This is a genomic window from Octadecabacter dasysiphoniae, from assembly GCF_021532615.1.
In the GTDB taxonomy this organism is placed as follows: Bacteria; Pseudomonadota; Alphaproteobacteria; order Rhodobacterales; family Rhodobacteraceae; genus Octadecabacter; species Octadecabacter dasysiphoniae.
In genome coordinates, this window is sequence record NZ_JAKGAQ010000002.1 from 16,799 (window position 1) to 31,393 (window position 14,595).

16 protein-coding genes are annotated in these 14,595 nt (G+C 56.1%); 8 read left to right on the top strand and 8 right to left on the bottom strand.

Annotated features, from left to right (window positions below; translation table 11 throughout):
- Positions 1 to 141: 141 nt before the first annotated feature.
- The 4 genes from pth (at position 142) to L0664_RS06955 (ending at position 3,469) form a co-directional block, all read left to right on the top strand.
- Complete coding sequence (gene pth, locus L0664_RS06940; RefSeq protein ID WP_235224927.1) at positions 142 to 828, top strand: aminoacyl-tRNA hydrolase; 687 nt, start codon at positions 142 to 144, stop codon at positions 826 to 828.
- Positions 825 to 1,844 (top strand): DUF2332 domain-containing protein, encoded by a 1,020-nt coding sequence (locus tag L0664_RS06945; RefSeq protein ID WP_336247100.1) that lies wholly within the window; start codon positions 825 to 827, stop codon positions 1,842 to 1,844. Before pth ends, L0664_RS06945 begins: the two co-directional genes overlap by 4 nt.
- Before the next feature lie 69 nt (positions 1,845 to 1,913).
- Positions 1,914 to 3,095, top strand: coding sequence for a serine hydrolase domain-containing protein (locus tag L0664_RS06950; RefSeq protein ID WP_235224928.1), 1,182 nt, complete (start codon positions 1,914 to 1,916; stop codon positions 3,093 to 3,095).
- On the top strand, positions 3,095 to 3,469 hold the full coding sequence (locus L0664_RS06955) for a DUF2237 family protein (RefSeq protein WP_235224929.1): 375 nt from the start codon (positions 3,095 to 3,097) through the stop codon (positions 3,467 to 3,469). The genes L0664_RS06950 and L0664_RS06955 overlap by 1 nt, the downstream gene beginning before the upstream one ends.
- 214 nt (positions 3,470 to 3,683) lie before the next feature.
- Here L0664_RS06955 and L0664_RS06960 read toward each other — a convergent pair whose 3' ends face one another.
- The 3 genes from L0664_RS06960 to L0664_RS06970 form a co-directional block, all read right to left on the bottom strand.
- Positions 3,684 to 5,495 carry a TRAP transporter large permease gene (locus L0664_RS06960; protein ID WP_235224930.1) on the bottom strand — a complete coding sequence of 604 codons (1,812 nt, stop codon included), beginning with the start codon at positions 5,493 to 5,495 and terminating at the stop codon, positions 3,684 to 3,686.
- Positions 5,496 to 5,498: 3 nt separating this feature from the next.
- Positions 5,499 to 6,182 (bottom strand): TRAP transporter small permease, encoded by a 684-nt coding sequence (locus L0664_RS06965; protein ID WP_235224931.1) that lies wholly within the window; start codon positions 6,180 to 6,182, stop codon positions 5,499 to 5,501.
- A gap of 70 nt (positions 6,183 to 6,252) precedes the next feature.
- The gene (locus L0664_RS06970) at positions 6,253 to 7,254 is read right to left on the bottom strand and encodes a DctP family TRAP transporter solute-binding subunit (RefSeq protein WP_235224932.1); all 1,002 of its coding nucleotides are present in this window, start codon (positions 7,252 to 7,254) and stop codon (positions 6,253 to 6,255) included.
- A 179-nt stretch (positions 7,255 to 7,433) separates the two neighbouring features.
- Between L0664_RS06970 and L0664_RS06975 the strand changes: the two genes are divergently transcribed.
- Genes L0664_RS06975 through L0664_RS06990 form a run of 4 tightly spaced genes read left to right on the top strand, consistent with a single transcriptional unit; the run spans position 7,434 to position 11,236 of the window.
- Entirely contained in the window at positions 7,434 to 8,339 is a 906-nt protein-coding gene (locus tag L0664_RS06975; RefSeq protein WP_235224933.1) for an alpha/beta fold hydrolase, read from the top strand.
- The gene (gene leuC / locus L0664_RS06980) at positions 8,336 to 9,715 is read left to right on the top strand and encodes a 3-isopropylmalate dehydratase large subunit (RefSeq protein WP_235224934.1); all 1,380 of its coding nucleotides are present in this window, start codon (positions 8,336 to 8,338) and stop codon (positions 9,713 to 9,715) included. Before L0664_RS06975 ends, leuC begins: the two co-directional genes overlap by 4 nt.
- Before the next feature lie 11 nt (positions 9,716 to 9,726).
- Complete coding sequence (leuD, locus tag L0664_RS06985; RefSeq protein ID WP_235224935.1) at positions 9,727 to 10,332, top strand: 3-isopropylmalate dehydratase small subunit; 606 nt, start codon at positions 9,727 to 9,729, stop codon at positions 10,330 to 10,332.
- Between the two features lie 19 nt (positions 10,333 to 10,351).
- Positions 10,352 to 11,236 carry a LysR family transcriptional regulator gene (locus L0664_RS06990; RefSeq protein ID WP_235224936.1) on the top strand — a complete coding sequence of 295 codons (885 nt, stop codon included), beginning with the start codon at positions 10,352 to 10,354 and terminating at the stop codon, positions 11,234 to 11,236.
- Positions 11,237 to 11,452: 216 nt separating this feature from the next.
- Here the strand turns inward: L0664_RS06990 and trpB are convergent, their stop codons facing one another.
- Genes trpB through ihfB form a run of 5 tightly spaced genes read right to left on the bottom strand, consistent with a single transcriptional unit; the run spans position 11,453 to position 14,459 of the window.
- Entirely contained in the window at positions 11,453 to 12,685 is a 1,233-nt protein-coding gene (trpB, locus tag L0664_RS06995) for a tryptophan synthase subunit beta (protein ID WP_235224937.1), read from the bottom strand.
- 35 nt (positions 12,686 to 12,720) lie between these two features.
- Positions 12,721 to 13,170, bottom strand: a complete 450-nt coding sequence (locus tag L0664_RS07000) for a GNAT family N-acetyltransferase (protein ID WP_235224938.1) — start codon at positions 13,168 to 13,170, stop codon at positions 12,721 to 12,723.
- Positions 13,167 to 13,811, bottom strand: a complete 645-nt coding sequence (locus L0664_RS07005; RefSeq protein WP_235224939.1) for a phosphoribosylanthranilate isomerase — start codon at positions 13,809 to 13,811, stop codon at positions 13,167 to 13,169. Before L0664_RS07005 ends, L0664_RS07000 begins: the two co-directional genes overlap by 4 nt.
- Before the next feature lie 6 nt (positions 13,812 to 13,817).
- Positions 13,818 to 14,168 (bottom strand): LapA family protein, encoded by a 351-nt coding sequence (locus L0664_RS07010; protein WP_235224940.1) that lies wholly within the window; start codon positions 14,166 to 14,168, stop codon positions 13,818 to 13,820.
- Positions 14,169 to 14,177: 9 nt separating this feature from the next.
- The gene (gene ihfB, locus L0664_RS07015; RefSeq protein ID WP_235224941.1) at positions 14,178 to 14,459 is read right to left on the bottom strand and encodes an integration host factor subunit beta; all 282 of its coding nucleotides are present in this window, start codon (positions 14,457 to 14,459) and stop codon (positions 14,178 to 14,180) included.
- Positions 14,460 to 14,595 lie beyond the last annotated feature (136 nt).

Below are 14,595 nucleotides of genomic sequence, written 5' to 3' on the forward strand. Positions count from 1 at the left end.
ACCTCATTCCTGTAGAACAAATGTGCCCGAAACTTCCTAACAAAGTGCTTATGATCTTGGTGGAGTTTCGCTCAACTGTTAATCAAATCTCCCCTTGTCACGAGGGCTAGGACTGCGCCGCTCAGGCCGTTATAAGGCGGCATGAAATTGTTTGTTGGCCTCGGCAACCCCGGCGCAAAATATGCGCAAAATCGTCATAACATTGGGTTTATGGCGCTGAATCAGATTGCGCGCGATCACGGGTTCGCACCCTGGCGTGCCAAGTTTCAGGGACAAATGTGCGAAGGCCGCCTCGGGTCTCAAAAGGTGGTCCTGCTGAAACCGGAAACATTTATGAACCTGTCCGGCCAGTCCGTCGGTGAGGCCATGCGATTCTTCAAACTCGACAGCACAGATGTCGTTGTCTTCCACGATGAAATTGACCTCGCCCCTGCCAAAGTACGCCTGAAATCAGGGGGCGGCCACGCGGGCCACAACGGGTTGCGATCTATTCACCAACACATCACGCCCCATTATGATCGCGTGCGGTTGGGCGTCGGACATCCCGGCCACAAAGACCGCGTGCCGGGCTATGTCCTTAGCGATTTTGCAAAGGCCGATCAGGACTGGCTGGATGATGTGCTGCGCGGCATGTCGGACGGCGCACCGTATCTGGCGGATGACGACGGACCAAAATTCCTTAACGCGGTTGGCCTGCGAGTGACGCCTGCCCGTTCCTCAACCACGACGCCAAAACCCAAACCCGCCACTGCGAAACCGCAAACACCCAAGGCAGCACCTGATGACGCCCGCAGTGCCATGCAAAAGCTTGCGGATCGGTTCCGGTGACCATCCCCCTGCGCATGGCCTTTGGCGAACAATCTACGTCCTGTGATGCCCTTGGTTCCCCGTTCATGGGACAATTGTGCCGCCTTCTTGGCCAACGGCTGAAACCGGGCAGCGCCCTCACGGACCGTCTGTTTTCATGGGGCGGCGAACTCGGCCCGCGTGGCGATAGCGTGCCATTACGCCTGTGCGGTGCCTTGCATGCGTTGCGCCTAAAGGGGGACGCGGGCCTTGCGTCAGCCTACCCGCCACACGCCTCGTCAGATGATGATCTTTGGGCCGCAATCCAGACCGCGCTGACCAACCATTCCTCTTTCATTGACGCCTTTATAAATTCCCCACCACAAACCAACGAAGTGCGCCGTGCATCCGCCCTGATCGCCGCCGCGCATGTGATCGCGGCCAAAATGCCGAACCCGATCCGCGTGTCCGAACTTGGCGCAAGCGCGGGTCTAAACCTCAACTGGGATGCCTTCGCGCTGAAAATCAATGATACAACATTCGGGGCAGACGACCCCGTCCTGACCTTAACGCCAAATTGGAGCGGCGCGCTGCCACCGCGCGCCAATCCAAGGGTCGTGTCACGTCGCGGCGTAGATCTGAACCCCGTTGATCCCGTCACGGACCGTCTGCGCCTGCTGGCTTATCTGTGGCCCGACCAGCCCGACCGCCTCGCGTTGACGGATGCCGCGCTGTCCCTCCCTCATGCGCCCGTGGATCGCGGCGATGCGATCGACTGGCTGGCCCCGCGTCTGGCCCACGTGGCGGTGCAAACACACATGATCTACACCACAATCGCGTGGCAATATTTCCCTGCTGACAAACAGGCCGAAGGCATCGCGATGATCGAAACAGCGGGCGCACGCGCCACACCGGACACCCCGCTGGCCTTTGTTCAAATGGAAAATGACGGCGGCACAAACGGCGCGGCCCTGACCCTGCGGCTCTGGCCGGGTGACATACACATGACGCTCGGGCGGGTGGATTTCCACGGACGCTGGGTTGATTGGGCGGGCTGACTTGCCGACCCTCACCGCGCGTGTCAGGTTTATGAAAACCATTCCCCCTATGGTAATGAGGCACTTGCGATGAAAACCTTTTTCTCTTGGCTCCTGCGCGGCCTGCTGATCGGCATTCTGGCCGTTGCAGGGCTGGCCGTTCTCGAACGCGACCGCATCGGCCAGCTCATATCCTTCATGACGCTATACAACAAAGACGACATCGTCGAAAACTTCGCCACCATGGACAGCATGTTTGAAACCGCAACGATGGTTCCGAACACAGACACCGTGAACCGCCTGACGACCGGTGCCACGATGGATATGCCCGCAGGATTTACCGCATGGACACAGGACCGATCCGTCACGGCTGTGATGGTCCTCAAAGACGGCATCATCCGCCATGAAAGCTATCCGCTGACGGCCCCCAACGAAACAGATCCCGCAACGTCAAACCGAATGGGGTTTTCGCTGTCCAAATCGTTCCTGTCCGTACTGATGGGCGTCCTTGTCGATGATGGCACGATCCCCGACCTCGACGCGCAAGTGACCCAATATGTGCCGTCCCTGATCGGATCCGCCTACGCAGGCGCAACCATCCGCGACGTGCTGCAAATGTCATCCGGCGTGACCTTCGATGAGGATTATCTCGCTTTCTGGTCCGACATCAACAAGATGAGCCGCGTCCTCGCCTTGGGTCAATCCATGGATCAGTTTGCCGAAGGGCTGACAGACACCTTCACCACCCCCGGTACAGACTGGCAGTATGTGTCAATCGACACCCACATTATTGGCATGGTCATTCGCGGCGCAACGGGCCGCACGATCCCCGATCTGCTCAACGAAAAGGTGATCACCCCCCTCGCCCCCACAGTGCCGCCATTCTACCTCAAGGACGGATACGGCGTCGCCTTTGTGTTGGGCGGCATGAACATGACAACCCACGACTATGCCTTGTTCGGGCATATGGTCGCCAATGGCGGCATCTCCTTCGGCACCCGCATCGTATCCGAGGCGTGGATCGACGAAAGCACCGCCCCCAGCGCGAACACAACCGCACAAGAACTCGGTTATGGGTATCAATGGTGGTCCCCCGTGGGCGCAACGACCGGCCAATTCATGGCACGTGGCATCTACGGGCAATACATCTACATCGACCGCCCCCGCGGCGTGGTCATCGCCGTGAATGCAGCAGACAGATTGTTTCGTGAAGACGGCGTCGCAGACAGCAACGTCGCCATGTTCCGCCAAATCGCAGAAAGTATTGAGTGATGGAAAAAGATGCCTCTCTGAATGTGCTGGGTAAGCCCCTCGCGCTGTGTTCCACCGACCCGATGACAGGGTTCTTTCGCAACGGCGCTTGTGACACCTGCGCTGCGGACAATGGCAGCCATACGGTGTGTGCCGTGCTAACCGCCGAATTCCTCGCGTTCTCCAAATACGTCGGCAATGACCTCAGCACCCCGCGCCCTGAATACCGGTTCGCAGGCCTCAACCCCGGCGACGGCTGGTGCCTGTGTGCGTCACGGTTCCTACAGGCGGCTGAGGAAGGCTGCGCCCCAAAGGTGAACCTTGCTGCAACTCATCAAAAGGCACTCGATATCGTGCCGCTTGCGGTGTTGGAGCAACATGAAATTTCGAAATGAGGCGACCTAAGACACTTTCGAATGTCTGCTTTGAGCCCAAACCTACTGATGCTGCAGAGTGCGTGAACGGCTGCGCAGGGCGGAGAGCGGACATTCGCGGCTGTTGCGCAATGTAAATCCAACCACAGCAGAAGCTGTAATTGGGTCAGGATTTGACGGACCAAATTGTATAGGACGCAGATGGCCTGCTTTGAATCCTCATCGACGAACGCGACTAGTTCGTAATGATTTCCGGTCCCATAAATGTGATGGGCAACACGGTCGACAGCCATGGGATGTAGGTCACCATGATCAGGAACACGAAGAGCACGGCCAAGAACGGCAGAGCCGCGCGCACGACCCGCATCATCGACATGTTCACCACGCCCGATGTCACGAACAGGTTCAAACCAACGGGCGGTGTGATCATCCCGATTTCCATGTTCACCACCATGATGATGCCAAGGTGGATTGGGTCGATGCCCAGTTGAATTGCGATCGGGAACACCAGCGGAGCAACGATCACGATCAGCCCCGACGGCTCCATGAACTGTCCACCGATCAATAAGATTATGTTGACGATGATCAGAAATGTAATCGGGCCAAGACCTGCTGCCAGCATCACTTCGGTAATGTGTTGCGGGATTTGTTCGTCTGTCAAAACATGTTTCAGGATCAACGCGTTCGCGATGATGAACATCAACATGATCGTCAGTTTACCGGCCTCAAGAAGCGTTTGCTTAGTGTCACGATGAAACAATGCTGGGATCGCGAAGATCACGTTTTCCGCGTTGGCACGCAATAGGTTCTTGCCCCCCGCAATCAACGACTCGACATAGCCGCCACCCGACACTTCCAACCGCTGCGCCCCGCGCACCAGGCTAAACACGAAAACCGCCGGTGGCAGCAATAGGATGAACACCGCTCCGATGATCTGGACGATCACAAACAATACCGCCACGTCCGATGTCAGCACCGAATATACCGCATAGAGCATCGGCAGCACGCCAAAGATCAGCACAGCCCCCGTTGCAACCTGCATCCCATTGCCTGCGGGCACTGCTTTGGCGATTAACATCGCCAAAACCGAAGCTACCAATAAGAACGCACCAGCGGCCGCAAAGGCGAACCACATCGGCGTGCCCATCATGAAACAGCCAATCGCATAAAGAATGAAAGTGACGAGCGTGAAACCCCAGACGCGGAGCCCCAACAAGCCTAGGTCGGCCTCAGCTTCGGGCAGCCAGCTGCGCCCCTTCAATGGCCCCATGTCGCGGTAAATGAAAATCGATACGATAAAGGCATAGACAGAGGCAATCGCTGCGGCTTCGGTCGGCGTGAACACACCCCCATAGATACCGCCCAAGATGACCACCATCAGGAACAGCCCCCAAGAGGCGTCAAGAATGGTCGAGAACACTTGTTCAAATCCCTGCCATTCACCTTTTGGCAAATTTTTGACTCGTGCAATGACATAGATGGTGACCATCAGCATGAAGCCCGCCAAAAGGCCCGGAATGACGCCCGCAAGGAACATCCGCCCCACGGACACATCTGTGGCCGAGGCATAAACGACCATCACAATGGATGGCGGGATCAATATGCCAAGCGTCCCCGCGTTACAGATGACACCCGCAGCAAAGTCTTTGGTGTAGCCGGACTTGACCATGCCTGCGATCACAATAGACCCGACAGCGACAACCGTTGCGGGAGATGAGCCAGACAAGGCTGCAAAAAGCATACACGCCAGAACGCCCGCAATCGCGAGACCCCCACGCACATGGCCAATGATCGCAATCGCGAAATCAATGATCCGGCGCGCCACTCCACCTGTGGACATGAAGGAAGATGCCAAGATGAAAAATGGGATCGCGAGCAGCGTGTAGTGCCCCGCCATCGCCTGATAGAGCGACTGCGCCACTGACGCGAGCGAGCTGTCAGACAACACCAACAAGAACAGCGTCGACGACAGGCCAAGGGCCACAGCGATTGGAACCCCGATTGCCAGCAAGGCAATGACCATGCCAAAGAGAATTGCGACTTCCATGACTCAAGTCTCCTTGGGCAAGCTGGCGCCAGCTTCTTCAACGGCGTCTTCAGCTTCGTGGCTGACGATGATTGTGTCGATCTCTCCGCGCAGGATCCGGATTAAATTCTGCACAACGCGAAACAACATCAACGCCATCGCGAACGGCATCATCGCGTAAGGCACGACGCGCGGCAGTTTCTCGTATTCTTCACCAAGGTTGAACGTGTTTTCCAACCATGTCTGCGCGAACGGAATCGGCACTTGGTCCAATTCATACCAGCCTTGATCGCGGGAGTTCTCGAATCCGGTGGGGAACCAGCGGCCTGACGTGGCGTCCAGCCCCGCAAACGGCGCCCAATAGTCCCAGGCGCCTTTCAGCAACAGCACGCCGTAAAGGATACACGCCAGCGTCGCCAGAATACCAAGCCCGCGACGTGTCGATTTTCCCGTCAAGTTCAGCATGGCATCCACGCCAAGGTGGCTGACCACTTTGAACCCATAAGAAATGCCAAACAAAACCAGCCATGCAAATAAGATGAGAACCACCTCAAGTCCCCAGATCAACTGGCTGTTGAACCCATAGCGCATCACAACATTTGTAAACGTCACGAGGGTCATCAAACCCAACAACACGGCGATGATGCTCTCTTCGATGTTGTGAACGATCGAACTGATCCGCCCCTTGGGTTGATATCCACCCGACATTGCTATCCCTCCTCAAGACGGAATCGGCCACAACAGCAGCCGACCCGATTGTTAACGTAGGATCAAAGCCTTACAGTGCATCGTTGATCGCTTGTGCGGCGTCGATGTTTTCTTGGCCCACGTCATCCACGAACTGTTCCCAAACGGGCTTCATGGTTTCGACCCATGCTGCACGCTGCTCTGATGTCAGCTCACGGATCACACCGCCTGCATCGATGATGGATTGCTTGGCGACCTCGTTCACCGCAAAGCTCTCAGCGTTGCGCGTTTCGGTGACTTCGCTAAGGATCGTCAGGAACTGATCTCGCACTTCGGGCTCAAGCCCGTCGAGCCAATCAACAGAGGTCACCACAAGGTAGTCGATGATCCCGTGATCTGTCTGGGTTGTGCCGTCCTGAACTTCAAAGAACTTTTGACCCCAAATATTGGACCATGTGTTCTCTTGGCCATCAACAACGCCCGTTTGTAGGGCACCGTAAACCTCAGAAAACGACATCGGCTGCGGGGATGCGCCCATGGCTTCCATCTGCGCAATCAACACGTCGGACGGCTGGACGCGGAACTTTAGCCCTTCGGCGTCCGTCGGCACCATCAGCGGAACATTGGCCGACATTTGCTTCATGCCATTGTGCCAATACCCCAGACCCTGAAGACCGCGGCGCTGCATGGAATCAAGCATCGCCTGACCAGTGTCAGACGCTTGGAACTGATCCACGGCTTCAATATTCGCGAACATGAACGGCAAATCAAAGATACGGAACTGACGGGTGAAGGCTTCGAACTTGGACAGCGAAGGTGCAGCCAATTGAACGTCGCCCTGAAGCATCGCTTCCAGCACCTGGTCATCGTTATAGAGCGAAGACTGCGGGAACACTTCCATGCACATCACGCCGTTCATCTCGGCGTTCACACGCTCTTGCAGCAACGTCGCCGCGATGCCTTTTGGGTGGCGGTCGGTGTTGGTGACGTGACTGAACTTAACGACGACCTCACCCTCATCGCAGTCCGCCAACGCGGACGTCGCGCTGAACGCCATTGTCAGGGAAAGTGCCGTGCTTAAAAAAAACTTCATAGTATCCTCCATTGAACCGCATCGCCGCGCCCATGGATTTCTCTAGGGCGGCTTGTGTCGCCAAAGCCTATCGGGGATTGCTGTGAGGATTAGTCGGCAATACTGATCAGTTTTTCCGATTAATGTTTCCAAATTAATCTGAGATACTGGATAAAAGCATTTTCCCCGGGGAGTTCGAAATGTTCCAGGATTTCGTTGAAGAGCGTATCGAAGGCGATGGTGCGACGCTGTTCGTCCGCCGCGCGGGGCCCGAAGGGGCGCCACCGATTGTCCTTCTTCATGGGTATCCGCAGACATCTGCTATGTGGCACGGTGTAGCGCCAACTCTGGCACGCTCGTACCAAGTCGTCTGCCCAGACTTGCGCGGATATGGTCGATCAGACAAACCAACGTCGGACGCGTCGCATGAACCTTATTCAAAACGCGCTATGGCGGGTGACATCGTCGCAGTCATGCAGCGTTTGGGGCATAATAGGTTTCTAGTCGGAGCCCATGATCGAGGTGCGCGGGTGGCGCATCGGATGGGTTTGGACCATCCCGAATATGTCGCGGCCATGGCTTTGCTCGACATCGCACCGACCCGCGAAATGTATGCTGGTACCGGCGTCAAATTCGCGCGTGCTTACTGGCATTGGTTCTTCCTGACCCAACCAAACCCGTTGCCCGAACACATGATCGGTGCTGACCCGGAAGGGTTTTGGAAACTGAAGTGTTTCAATCAGGCACGCGGCGACAATCCGTTCTCACCCGACGCTTTGGCGGAATACTTGGCGGCCTTTGCCGATCCGGACGCCATTCATGCAAGCTGCGAGGACTACCGCGCCGCCGCAACCATCGACATCGAGCATGACGACGCAGACCAAGGGCGAAAACTCGACATGCCCCTCCTGACGCTCTGGGCGAAACGCGGTGTGATTGAGGCCTGCTTTGATGCGCTTGGCCTCTGGCGTCAGCGCGCCGCGCAGGTTGAGGGCGAGGCTCTCGACACCACTCATTACATGGCCGAAGAAATTCCGGATGATATCGCTGCGCGCATGTCTGATTTCTTTGCCCGTCACCCGATCCAAGCGGAGACAGCCAAATGAACCGGACGCTTTATGACAAATTGGTCGACGCCCATAAGGTGTGCGATCTGCCCGATGGCGACATGCTGATCTACGTCGATTTTCACATCATGAATGAATACACCAGCCCACAGGCCTTTTCGGGGCTCGACACAAAGGGGTTGGATGTTTGGCGACCCGAGGCGCATCTAGCGGTCGTAGACCATGTGAACGCGACCCGAAGCAGTGAACCCCATGATGCGGCGTCAAAGCTGCTCATCGACAACTTGCAGGCAAACTGCACCAAACACGGTATCGCCTTTTACGGCCTTGGCGACCCGCGACAGGGCATCGAACACGTTGTGGTGCCTGAACAGGGGCTCGTCGCCCCGGGGATGCTGATCGCTTGCGGCGACAGCCATACCACCACCTATGGAGCTTACGGCGCGCTTGGCTTCGGAATCGGCACATCCGAGGTCGAACATGTGCTCGCCACCCAAACCCTGCGCTACAAGCGCATGAAAACCATGCGCGTCACGCTCAACGGTGAGACTGCGCCTGGCGTGACCGCAAAAGACATCATCATGAAGGTCGTGCAAGTCGTGGGCGCAGGAGGTGCAAATGGATTTGCAGTAGAATTTGCAGGCTCAGCCATTCGCGGTCTCGATATGGCCGGACGTATGACCGTTTGCAATATGGCGGTTGAGCTGGGCGCTCGCGCGGCCTTGATTGCAGCGGATGACATTACTGAGCGTGCATTGCAGGGTCATCATCATAGCGGTCATTGTGCCTTCGAAAGTGAAACCTGGGTCAGTGATTCCGAAGCCGTATTTGACAAAGAGTTCACCATCGCGGGGGCCGAAATTGAACCGTTGATCACTTGGGGCACTAGTCCGGATCAGTCAGTGCCCATCACAGCGAATGTGCCTTCAAAAAAGAACTTTGTCTCCCCGAAGGCTAAAGCGGCGCTGGAACGAGCGTTGCAATACATGGGGTTAACCGAAGGGCAACCGGCCCAGTCGATAAAAATCGACACGGCATTCATCGGCTCTTGCACCAACAGCCGTATCGAAGATTTACGAGAGGCCGCCAAAATACTGGATGGCCGGAAAGTTGCCGACGGAGTCGAAGCCATCGTTGTGCCAGGTTCTGCCATGACACGTATCAAGGCCGAAGCGGAAGGCCTGCGTGCCATCTTTGAGGCAGCAGGTTTTGAATGGCGACCTGAAGCAGGCTGTTCCATGTGTCTGGCGATGAACGACGACATTGCCATGGATGGAGAGCGGGTAGCCTCATCTACCAACCGAAACTTTGAAGGACGTCAGGGCCGTGGTGCGCGCACCCATTTGATGTCGCCAGCAATGGTTGCCGCGGCCGCAGTCACTGGTCATCTGGCTGATGTGCGAGATTTCAAATGAAAGACAAGCCGATGACGAAAACGATCAAAGGGATCGCCGCCCCATTACCATTGGCGAATGTCGACACCGACGTGATCATGCCTAAGCGGTTTCTGATCACGATCACCCGCGAAGGGTTAGGTAACGGAACGTTTGCTGACCTGCGCTTTGACACCGCGGGTGGGCAGCGCCAAGAATTCATCTTGAACAAGGCGCCTTGGACGCAGGCCAGTATCTTGGTCGTCGGTGACAATTTCGGCTGTGGGTCCAGTCGGGAACATGCCGTTTGGGGCCTGCGCCAGCTTGGAATAGATGCTTGCATCGGGACGGGTTTTGCCGGGATATTTTACGACAACGCTCGCAAAAACGGTCTTGCACTTCCAGTTGTTTCCCCCTCGACACGGGACGCACTTTTACAATTTGCGAGCGATGCCTGTGGAGGCGAGATATCGATTGATCTCGAAAAACGAACGATTGCGGCAGGCAAACTGTCGGAGCCTTTCGAGATGGACGATGCCACACAGACATCGCTGATCCGAGGTCGCGATGATACGCTAGATTCGCTGGATTATGCAGGTGCGATCCGGGATTTCGAAGCCGGATTGAACAACGAAATGCGTGTAAGCGTTTTAAAGTAGACCGTCAAAGGGGGACAGATTGGATATCAGACAACTGGAATGCTTCGTCGCTGTCGCCGAAGAACTTCACTTCCGACGCGCAGGGGAACGATTGGGGCTAAGCCAATCCGCTCTGTCTGAACGGGTCTCCGCGTTGGAGCACGAACTTGGGGCCCGGTTGCTTTTCAGGACGACCCGGCAAGTCAGCCTGACCCAAGCCGGATCGGAATTCATTCAAGATGCCAAAAGAATTCTAACCGATATCGAAAGATCAGTCTCCAATGTTCGTCATACTGCCGAGTCTGACTTGCGTCACATTCGGGTTAGCGGCGTCGACGAAGCAATTTCGATGTTGTTGCCGCGGACTCTGCTGGCTTTCCGGCAAACCGACCCAAAGGTCCATGTTCAGGTTCTGGAAATTTCTTCCTCTGAACAGCACTCCCAAGAGTTGATCGGCCATCGTACCGATGTTGCCTTTGTTCGCACGCCTCTAGATGACGAATTCATTACCAGCGAGCTCCTGCACCGCCAGCCAATCGTGGTTGTCATTGCTGATGCCAACCCGCTTTCCGGCGCGGCGTCTCTTTCCACATCCGATATCGTTGACCAGCCGATCGTGGGGTATCCTAAGCACGCGCGACCAATCCTGCACGAGGCACTATGGAGTGGTTTTCGCCAAATTGGCGCTCAACCAAATATTGTCTGTGAGATCATCGACAAGTCCACGTTGCTACAGTTCGTGGCCCATGGTCTCGGGATTGCGCTGGCACCAGCCTGGGTCAGGAATATCGCCCCACCCGGCGTTACCTTTGTCTCGTTTGAACCATGCGAAAACCAAATCGACCTGTATGTTGCGTTTCGAAAGTTAGGGAACTCTGACACCATTAAAAGTTTCGTCGATACCGTAAGAACAACCGCCGTCTAACAGCATGGCTCCGAAGTATGCTTTGACGAGGGCTCAGTTTCTGTTCGGTGTTGCCAAGTTCTTGTCGCCGTAGCGAAATGTCGACAATACGGGCTGCAACTGCGGCATCATTGCATTCACTCAATGTCCGGATTGGGTTGTTTGCAGACACTGGCACCCAGCAGCCCAACGGCAGCTTTGTCCCGCAGAGCGGACATTGAGGGTTACCCAATGACCTCAAGCCCCGTCAGACATATCCCAACCCAGCGCCCTAGCCACCGTAAAGATATCCTTATCACCACGGCCGCACATGTTCATCACCAGCAAATGATCACTCGGCAACTCCGGCGCGATCTTCATCACATGCGCCAGTGCGTGGGACGGTTCCAACGCTGGAATGATGCCTTCCATCGCGCACGACAACTGAAACGCCTCAAGCGCTTCGACGTCCGTAATGCTCACATATTGCGCGCGACCGATTTCATGCAGCCATGAATGTTCGGGGCCGATACCCGGATAGTCCAGACCAGCCGAAATCGAATGGCCCTCAAGGATTTGCCCATCATCATCCTGCAGCAAATACGTGCGGTTGCCGTGCAGTACGCCGGGGCGACCGCCTGTCAGGGATGCGCAATGTTCCATCTTGGCGTTCACGCCTTTACCGCCGGCTTCAACACCGATGATGTTGACCTCTTTGTCATCCAGAAACGGAAAAAATAGACCCATCGCGTTGGACCCGCCGCCAATAGCGGCGATCAATGTATCCGGCAGACGCCCTTCAGCTTCGTGCATCTGTTCCTTGGTTTCCTTGCCGATGATGGCCTGAAAATCACGTACCATCGCGGGGTATGGATGCGGGCCAGCGACCGTGCCGATGCAATAGAAGGTGTCGCGCACGTTGGTCACCCAATCGCGCAGCGCGTCATTCATCGCGTCTTTCAACGTTCCGCGTCCTGACGTCACGGGGATCACCTCAGCGCCCAGTAATTTCATGCGGAACACGTTGGGGGCCTGACGTTCAACATCATGCGCACCCATGTAAACAACACATTGCAAACCAAATTTCGCGCAAACCGTCGCCGTTGCCACACCGTGCTGGCCCGCGCCCGTTTCCGCAATAATCCGCGTTTTGCCCATGCGGCGCGCCAGAATGATCTGGCCCAACACGTTGTTGATCTTGTGCGCGCCCGTGTGGTTCAGCTCATCGCGCTTCAGATAAATCTTTGCACCGCCCAAATGTTCGGTCAGGCGTTCCGCGTAATACAACGGCGACGGGCGGCCCACATAATGGGTCCACAGATCATGCATTTCAGCCCAGAACGTCTCATCCGTCTTGGCATGCTCATACTGCGCCTCAAGCTCGAGGATCAGCGGCATCAGTGTCTCAGACACAAACCGTCCACCGAAATCACCAAAACGGCCCTTTTCATCAGGGCCAGTCATAAAGGAATTGATCAGATCGTCAGGCATTGTGCGTCTCCCATTTGGCTGGTCGCGGTTCCGCGTCACAGCACGTCGCGTTTATATCCGATGTGCGAAGCCGTAAAGCCAAGCTGCGCATAGAATCGCGCTGTTTGGGTGCGACTTTTGTTCATCGTCAACTGCATCAAGTTGCAGCCCGCGTCCCGCGCCCGCATTTCAGCGTCAACCATAAGGTGATGCCCGATACCCTGCCCACGTAAATCACTGGCCACACGTACGCTTTCGATTTGGGCACGCCGTGACGCCTTGAGCGATAGACCAAGGATAAAGGTAATCTGATACGTCGCAACGATGCGGCCGTCCTGTTCCCCAACAATCAGGGTATTGCCCGCATCCTTATCCATCGCATCAAACGCTGATTGATAAATCGCCATGTCTTCGGTTTCACGGGCGCTGCCCAGACCATCATCCACCAGCAACCCAACAACCGCAGGAACGTCAGCGCGCGTCGCAGGGCGAAAGATAACAGTCATGCCTGCGCGGCAGCGATAAAGGCTTTGATCAACGCCGGATCCTTAACCCCGGGCGAGGATTCCACACCGCTAGACAAATCGACCTGCGTGGCCCCTGTCGTCGCGATGGCCGATGCGACGTTGTCCATGGTCAGCCCCCCCGCCAACATCCACGGCTTGGTCCAGTATTTCCGACCTGCCAGTAAATTCCAGTCAAAGGCGTTTCCATTGCCACCCGGCAGGTTGGCGTCTTTGGGCGGTTTCGCATCAATCAACAGCTGATCAGCCACAGCGGCATAGGTATCGATCTTATCCAGATCAGCCGCGCCAGAAATCCCGATGGCCTTCATCACAGGCAAACCATACCGCGCCTTCACGTCGGCCACCCGCTGTGGTGTTTCGGACCCATGAAGCTGCAACATATCCAGCGGCACCTGCGCGGTCAGCTGGTCCAGAAACGCATCATCGGCATTCACCACCAGCGCGACCTTGGCCACGCCCATGGGCACCTCAACCGCCAGCGCAGCGGCCTTTTCGATCGTCACATTGCGCGGAGATTTGGCAAAAAACACAAAGCCGATATAAGACGCGCCCGCATCCGCCGCGGCCATAACATCAGCCACGGTCCGCAGACCACAAATCTTTACCCGAACGTCGGACATGATGTCTTAGCTGGCTTTATCGAGGAGCGCGACAATCTCGTCTTTGCCCTCGTGCTTTTGGTCTTTCAGGCTGTCGACTTCACGCTTGAGCGCATCACGCTCTCGGCCCATCGCACGGGCGTCCGCCCGCATGCGATGCTCGCGCACCCATTCCCACAGGAACCCGATCAACAGACCAATACCCACCCCGATAAAGATCGCCATGAACAACGGCAGTTCAATATCCGGCGAAATCCCAAGCGGTCCGGCCAAGGCTTCTGGCATGGCGCGCAGGGTCACAATCCCACGGTTCGCCATCCCGACAATCACAAGGGCAATCGCAACGATTCCCCAAAACGTATATCTGATATATTTCATGGGAGCAGTTTACTTCCCGTTGAGCCGGTCCCGCAAGAGCTTGCCGGTCTTAAAGAACGGAACATGCTTTTCATCCACCTGCACCGCATCACCCGTGCGCGGGTTACGGCCCAGACGCGCATCGCGTTTCTTCACGGAAAAGGCACCAAAGCCACGCAGCTCAACACGGTCACCGTTGGCCATGGCATCAATAATGCGATCAAAGATGGTGTTCACAATTTTCTCAACATCACGTTGATAAAGGTGTGGATTTTCTTCGGCGATCTTTTCGATCAACTCGGAGCGGATCATATTGGTTCTTCCCCCGTCGGTATTTCATGGGGAGTGGCGCAACTCCCTCTTATCATTTGACTATATGCCGGAAAAACCATTCTAGGAAGAACCCCTAAGGGCGATATTCCAAGCAAATCAGCTGATTTCAGCCCAA

What these genes read in the sequence shown, in the direction of transcription:
- pth (WP_235224927.1), top strand. Translation starts at nt 142, where the DNA reads ATGAAATTGTTTGTTGGCCTCGGCAACCCCGGCGCAAAATATGCGCAA.
- L0664_RS06950 (WP_235224928.1), top strand. Translation starts at nt 1,914, where the DNA reads ATGAAAACCTTTTTCTCTTGGCTCCTGCGCGGCCTGCTGATCGGCATT.
- L0664_RS06955 (WP_235224929.1), top strand. Translation starts at nt 3,095, where the DNA reads ATGGAAAAAGATGCCTCTCTGAATGTGCTGGGTAAGCCCCTCGCGCTG.
- L0664_RS06960 (WP_235224930.1), bottom strand. Translation starts at nt 5,495, where the DNA reads ATGGAAGTCGCAATTCTCTTTGGCATGGTCATTGCCTTGCTGGCAATC.
- L0664_RS06965 (WP_235224931.1), bottom strand. Translation starts at nt 6,182, where the DNA reads ATGTCGGGTGGATATCAACCCAAGGGGCGGATCAGTTCGATCGTTCAC.
- L0664_RS06970 (WP_235224932.1), bottom strand. Translation starts at nt 7,254, where the DNA reads ATGAAGTTTTTTTTAAGCACGGCACTTTCCCTGACAATGGCGTTCAGC.
- L0664_RS06975 (WP_235224933.1), top strand. Translation starts at nt 7,434, where the DNA reads ATGTTCCAGGATTTCGTTGAAGAGCGTATCGAAGGCGATGGTGCGACG.
- leuC (WP_235224934.1), top strand. Translation starts at nt 8,336, where the DNA reads ATGAACCGGACGCTTTATGACAAATTGGTCGACGCCCATAAGGTGTGC.
- leuD (WP_235224935.1), top strand. Translation starts at nt 9,727, where the DNA reads ATGACGAAAACGATCAAAGGGATCGCCGCCCCATTACCATTGGCGAAT.
- trpB (WP_235224937.1), bottom strand. Translation starts at nt 12,685, where the DNA reads ATGCCTGACGATCTGATCAATTCCTTTATGACTGGCCCTGATGAAAAG.
- L0664_RS07000 (WP_235224938.1), bottom strand. Translation starts at nt 13,170, where the DNA reads ATGACTGTTATCTTTCGCCCTGCGACGCGCGCTGACGTTCCTGCGGTT.
- L0664_RS07005 (WP_235224939.1), bottom strand. Translation starts at nt 13,811, where the DNA reads ATGTCCGACGTTCGGGTAAAGATTTGTGGTCTGCGGACCGTGGCTGAT.
- L0664_RS07010 (WP_235224940.1), bottom strand. Translation starts at nt 14,168, where the DNA reads ATGAAATATATCAGATATACGTTTTGGGGAATCGTTGCGATTGCCCTT.
- ihfB (WP_235224941.1), bottom strand. Translation starts at nt 14,459, where the DNA reads ATGATCCGCTCCGAGTTGATCGAAAAGATCGCCGAAGAAAATCCACAC.